This window comes from Paenibacillus sp. FSL H7-689, assembly GCF_000517905.1.
Classification (GTDB): Bacteria; Bacillota; Bacilli; order Paenibacillales; family Paenibacillaceae; genus Paenibacillus; species Paenibacillus amylolyticus.
The window spans coordinates 1-398 of record NZ_ASPU01000044.1 but is presented as its reverse complement, the minus strand read 5'-3'; the positions used below and the strand labels follow the sequence as shown (position 1 = coordinate 398).

Here is a 398-nt window from a genome sequence, read left to right as displayed (position 1 = left end):
TTGCCACTGCGTGACAGTCTGCCAACCGATCCGGCTGCTCGTCAGCAAGCATTGGACAACCTGGCGATCTATATCGAACACAGTGACGGCACAAAAGAATTGATTCAAGGCAAACTGGTGCAACTCGCGGATAATAGCGAAGGCATCGAATTTACCGTAACAAAATTCAGTACGTTCACCCTCGTTGTTGTGGATGGACTGAAAGCTTCACAAAGTACACATCAACCGTACATCCAAGGATTTGGTGCGGATTTCCGCCCGGATGCATTCGTAACACGTGCACAGATGGCAGCCATGCTAGCTCGCAATCTTCCAACTGAAGCGGCAGCAGGTTCCGTGAATAGCGTGAGCTACAAGGATGTATCTGCAACACACTGGGCAACAAGTGAGATTCAAAA

1 protein-coding gene is annotated in these 398 nt (G+C 49.2%); it reads left to right on the top strand.

Features of this window, described 5'->3' with window-relative positions; all coding sequences use genetic code 11:
• Positions 1 to 398: S-layer homology domain-containing protein (locus tag C170_RS22460; protein ID WP_036614282.1), on the top strand; the 398-nt coding region annotated here is incomplete at both ends.